5 protein-coding genes are annotated in these 4,289 nt (G+C 49.8%); 1 reads left to right on the forward strand and 4 read right to left on the reverse strand.

The genetic code is table 11. The features are described 5' to 3' along the window. From ACT3R7_RS20375 to ACT3R7_RS20385, 3 genes are all read right to left on the reverse strand, one after another. On the reverse strand, positions 1–218 hold a 218-nt coding region (locus ACT3R7_RS20375), incomplete at its 3' end, for a glutathione S-transferase N-terminal domain-containing protein (RefSeq protein WP_496199445.1). A gap of 130 nt (positions 219–348) precedes the next feature. Next, the gene (locus ACT3R7_RS20380) at positions 349–933 is read right to left on the reverse strand and encodes a putative antibiotic biosynthesis monooxygenase (protein WP_193091770.1); all 585 of its coding nucleotides are present in this window, start codon (positions 931–933) and stop codon (positions 349–351) included. A gap of 512 nt (positions 934–1,445) precedes the next feature. Next, entirely contained in the window at positions 1,446–1,673 is a 228-nt protein-coding gene (locus tag ACT3R7_RS20385) for a DUF2835 family protein (RefSeq protein WP_192539379.1), read from the reverse strand. A 127-nt stretch (positions 1,674–1,800) separates the two neighbouring features. On the opposite strand from ACT3R7_RS20385, the gene ACT3R7_RS20390 reads away from it, so the two are divergent. Continuing rightward, complete coding sequence (locus ACT3R7_RS20390) at positions 1,801–2,382, forward strand: putative metalloprotease CJM1_0395 family protein (protein ID WP_193091771.1); 582 nt, start codon at positions 1,801–1,803, stop codon at positions 2,380–2,382. A 9-nt stretch (positions 2,383–2,391) separates the two neighbouring features. On the opposite strand, the gene ACT3R7_RS20395 is transcribed toward ACT3R7_RS20390, so the two are convergent. Further along, a complete protein-coding gene (locus ACT3R7_RS20395) occupies positions 2,392–4,164 on the reverse strand; it encodes a putative bifunctional diguanylate cyclase/phosphodiesterase (protein ID WP_193091772.1) in 1,773 nt (590 codons plus the stop codon). Positions 4,165–4,289 lie beyond the last annotated feature (125 nt).

Below are 4,289 nucleotides of genomic sequence, written 5' to 3' on the forward strand. Positions count from 1 at the left end.
AGATAGTCAATAATGGCACCAGACTCTGCGACCACAAGTTCGCCATCCGTAATAACTGGCGACTTACCTAAAGGATGAATACTTTTTAATGCTTCAGGCGCTTGCTGGGTTTTAGGATCGCGCTGGTAAACATGTATTTCATACGCTAGTTCTAGCAACTCTAGAAGCCATAAAATTCGATGAGAACGCGACTTTTCCAAATGATGAACGTGGATCATATAATACTCCATGGAAGCGACGTGCTATGCAGGCCTTGCGCCCGCGCCCGTTATCCTTTTTCTTGCAAGCATATTCAGCTTAGCAGCGTTGCCTACCAGGGAGTAAATATCTAAGTAAAAAAGACTTACATTACAAATTTATGTTCGACGTACGCCGCAGGCGCGCCAAAATATCTGACAGCGACCACGCTCCTTGAAGCCAGGGCGATAAAAGCCGGGTAGAAAGTGGAATAAACACAAACACCATCACCGGCGTTAACATCAGGGTACTCGCCAGCACCCTGGGAACTAGCGCCCAGTCGCTTAATACACCGCCAAATATCCACTGAAAGAGCAGCGAGATGGGGAAAAACGCCAACCACACGGCCACGGCCTGCTTCCACCGGGGTGGCGTGTGGCCTGAAGCTGTTTGAAACCAAGCGTCTAACCCCGTGGCGCGGTGCTCATGAGGAGCATCATAAAGCCCTTTACCACGCATTAGCCAAGCGCTGCGTGAAGCAGAATGCTCCCAAGCATGCAGTGTTTTGCTGCTGCTGAAACGAAAAATGATCTGATATTCATCATCATGGCTGGGCGGAGCAAGTACGCCCGACCCCAAATAACCGGGAAAATCAGCCGCCAGCTCACGGCCTTCGTTTAGCCATCGATTAAAATCATGATAGCGGCCGCTGGCAACGCGCCGAGCCACCATGAGGGTGACAGGTGAGGCAGACATGGTATATCTCCTAATAGCGCCACAGCCAATGCCGGGTAAGCTGGCTGCAAACTGACAGGCGGGTAAGCCTGGAAGTGTTCATGGCATCAATGATGGGCGCATTATAAAGGCAATCTACAGGCCATGTACTAACTATTTACATACGAAGAAATTACTAGTAACGACTAATACTTATTTAGTAATACCGCTAAGCAAGTAACGTAAAATTTTGCGGATAAAAGAGCAGAAAGACATCAGAGGATTAAAAAGGCTGTTAGAGACGATATTCTTAAACGCTATAATTTTCGTTACTATTTTTAGGCACTAAAATTCCGATACCAAAATTTCAACACCCTGTTTCCGACACTCTGTTTCCGACACTGTATTTCAAATACTGTATTTCAAATACTATATTTTTCAAGGATACATTTTTGCACTGCGCTCTTAAGCACTAAAATGGTGCAAAGATAACCTATCGCCATTCCCTGCGGTGCTGTCGTGTGGCTGATAGCGACAACAAAAACCAACTACGCTTAACCTCTTTCAAGAGGCTGAATACTCATAAAGCGCCCTTCACTTGAAAATATAAGACGGAAAATACCATGAATACCATTCTGACCCACAATGCGTCGTATGGCCTCGGCAGGAAAAACCACCCAGCGCCCATCGACGCTTCGCGCCCGCACATGGGCGATGCGCCCTTCATAGTGGGCTAAACATTCATCAGGGCTCAGGTGGAGAACAACGTCAATGGAAGGCATGGCAGTACTAATCAAAATAAGATGTTGCAGCAAGGCATACGCGCTTGCACGCTTTTAATCGCTCGCGGATAGGCTATAGTAACTCAACCCTATAATAACGTAATAGCTCAGGCGTCGGTAACTGCTTATGGAATCCACTATCAGTGCTTCTTCTCCGGCTTCAGTGGCGTACGCTACGGTTTCTAATCGCGTATCGCCCCCGGCTGACGATACCCAAAACGCGACCGACAAATCTGCGATCCAAGAAGATGCAACGAACAAAGCTGACAGCGAGGTTACCGCAGGCCCGACCCGTGCCGACGGGACGCCTTTGGCGCCTGAAGAGATTCAGCTGCTTGAGCAGTTAAAACAGACGGACCGTGATGTTCGACAACACGAAATGGCCCATCAGATCACGGGCGGCCCCTATACCGGCGGCGCCACTTACGAATATGAAATAGGCCCCGATGGGAAACGCTACGCCGTGGCAGGTGAAGTGCCTATCGATTACGGCCCCGTCCCAGGCAACCCCCAGGCAACAATAGAAAAGATGCAGACTGTCATTGCGGCTGCACTGGCACCTGCCGATCCATCACCCAAAGATTTGCAGGTCGCCTCCCAAGCCCGTCAGTATTTATTGGAAGCCAAGCTTGAGGCCGCACAGCAACAGAGTGACATGAACAAAGCGCGTGGCCCCGAGCCTGAAATGGCTGCCGGCCAAGCGGCTTAATATGCCCGCTTACGAAAGACGCGTCAGCGCCTGCCAGTCGGTTTGATTCGGCCATTGGATAAGCCAAGCGGGTATTGCCTCTGCAGGCATGGGCCTGGCGATCCCAAATCCTTGGGCCAGAAAACAGCCTAATTTCATCAGCGCTTTGGCGTGATCCAATGTTTCTACCCCTTCCGCCAGCATGGCTCGGTCAAAGCGATTGGCCATATAAATTACGCTTTCCACAATCGCCATGTCGTTTGGATCAGTGAGCATATCGCGTACAAAGCTACGATCAATTTTGATCAAATCCACCGGCAACTGGCGTAAATGGGTTAGCGATGAAAAGCCTGTGCCAAAATCGTCGATGGCAAACCCTACCCCCAATGACTGACAGCAGGCTATATTCTTAAGTGCTGCGGTAATATCGTGCATAGCGGCACTTTCCAGCACTTCTAGCTTCAACATTTTAGGCGGCACATGTGAATAGCGTTTTAATAACTCGCCTAACCGTTGACTAAAATCGCTAATCAGCAGGTGCGTTGGACTGATGTTCACACTGATAGTTATCGAAATACCCTGCGCTTGCCACTGAGTGAGTTGATTAAGTGCCTGCGTCAACACCCACTCACCTAAATCTATTTCGAGCGACGTGGTATCAATCGTGGAAAGAAACTGCCCAGGTGCCAGCAATCCTTGCTCAGGATGCTGCCAACGAATAAGGGCCTCAACGCCAATAACCTGACCGCTACGCATATCCACCTGGGGCTGGAAATACAGGCGCAGCTCATCGCGGTTAAGCGCGTCAATAAAGCGCTGACGCTGTTCGTGGCGTACCTGGAGTAAACGGTCCTGGTCAGGATCAAAGAAGTGGTAGGTATCACGCCCGCGCTGCTTGGCACGGTACATGGCCTGATTGGCGTGGCGCAGCAATATATCTCCCTGTACATGGTCACGAGGATAAAGCGTAACTCCCAGGCTGACCGTCAGATAAATGCTCTGCCCCTCAATCACGATGGGTTGGCGAATAGCCGCTAGCAGCTTTTCAAAAAATATATTATCCACGCCGTGGTGTAGCAGCAGGACAAACTCATCGCCCCCTACGCGGGCCAACACATCGTCGCCAAACAGCAGATGACTGATACGCTGAGCAAATGAGGAGAGTAAAACATCCCCCATTTGGGCGCCCAAACGCTCATTGATCGTTTGGAAAAAATCAATATCCAGTGAGCAGATGGCAAGCGGCAGTTGCTTTTGATCGGCATGCAGAATTGATTCTTGGATCAATTGGGTTAGCAGCTGCAAATTCGGCAGGCCGGTCAACGCATCGAAATAAACCTCCCGGTTTAAATGCCGCGCATGGGAAGGAATGGTCGATAAATCTGTCAACACAATGACGTGATGATCAATGCGCCCCTGGTCATCGTGAACTCGGTTAATCGACATCATGCCAGGATAATACTGTCCGTCATGACTTCGATAACTCACCTGGTGCTTACTACGATCTCGCAGCCTAAGCTCTTCGTGTACCAATGGCATTCTGCGGCTATCATCTAGCGGCAAAATACTAAAGGCTTCCGGCGTTTTGTTACTGGCCTCTTCAAGCGTTAGCCCGGTGAGTTCGCAAAAGGCCGGATTAACGTCAATCACCCGATTATCTTTATCGGTAATAATGATCGCTTCGTTGGCAAACACAAAAGTGGTGTCGGCAGGCGAGCAATGCCCGTGCGCACTCTTAACCGGTATAGCGTCCACCTGGCGCTGAAAAGGCGTCTTTTGCGGCACGTCGGTAGGCGGATACATTATTGCTCCTTGGTCCTTGCGCATTTAAAGCGCGTGCTGCCAAGCGGCTTTTTTACTGCCGTTTACGCACTTTTTATTGAAGGTTATACGACATACTACCACCGTCGATCAGTCTCGTGCTCTAG

The sequence above is a fragment of the Halomonas sp. AOP43-A1-21 genome, assembly GCF_052376775.1.
GTDB classification, from domain to species: domain Bacteria; phylum Pseudomonadota; class Gammaproteobacteria; order Pseudomonadales; family Halomonadaceae; genus Vreelandella; species Vreelandella colorata.

Bases quoted from the DNA above. Each gene is read 5' to 3' on its own strand.
- ACT3R7_RS20380 (WP_193091770.1), bottom strand. From the start codon at position 933: ATGTCTGCCTCACCTGTCACCCTCATGGTGGCTCGGCGCGTTGCCAGC.
- ACT3R7_RS20395 (WP_193091772.1), bottom strand. From the start codon at position 4,164: ATGTATCCGCCTACCGACGTGCCGCAAAAGACGCCTTTTCAGCGCCAG.
- ACT3R7_RS20385 (WP_192539379.1), bottom strand. From the start codon at position 1,673: ATGCCTTCCATTGACGTTGTTCTCCACCTGAGCCCTGATGAATGTTTA.
- ACT3R7_RS20390 (WP_193091771.1), top strand. From the start codon at position 1,801: ATGGAATCCACTATCAGTGCTTCTTCTCCGGCTTCAGTGGCGTACGCT.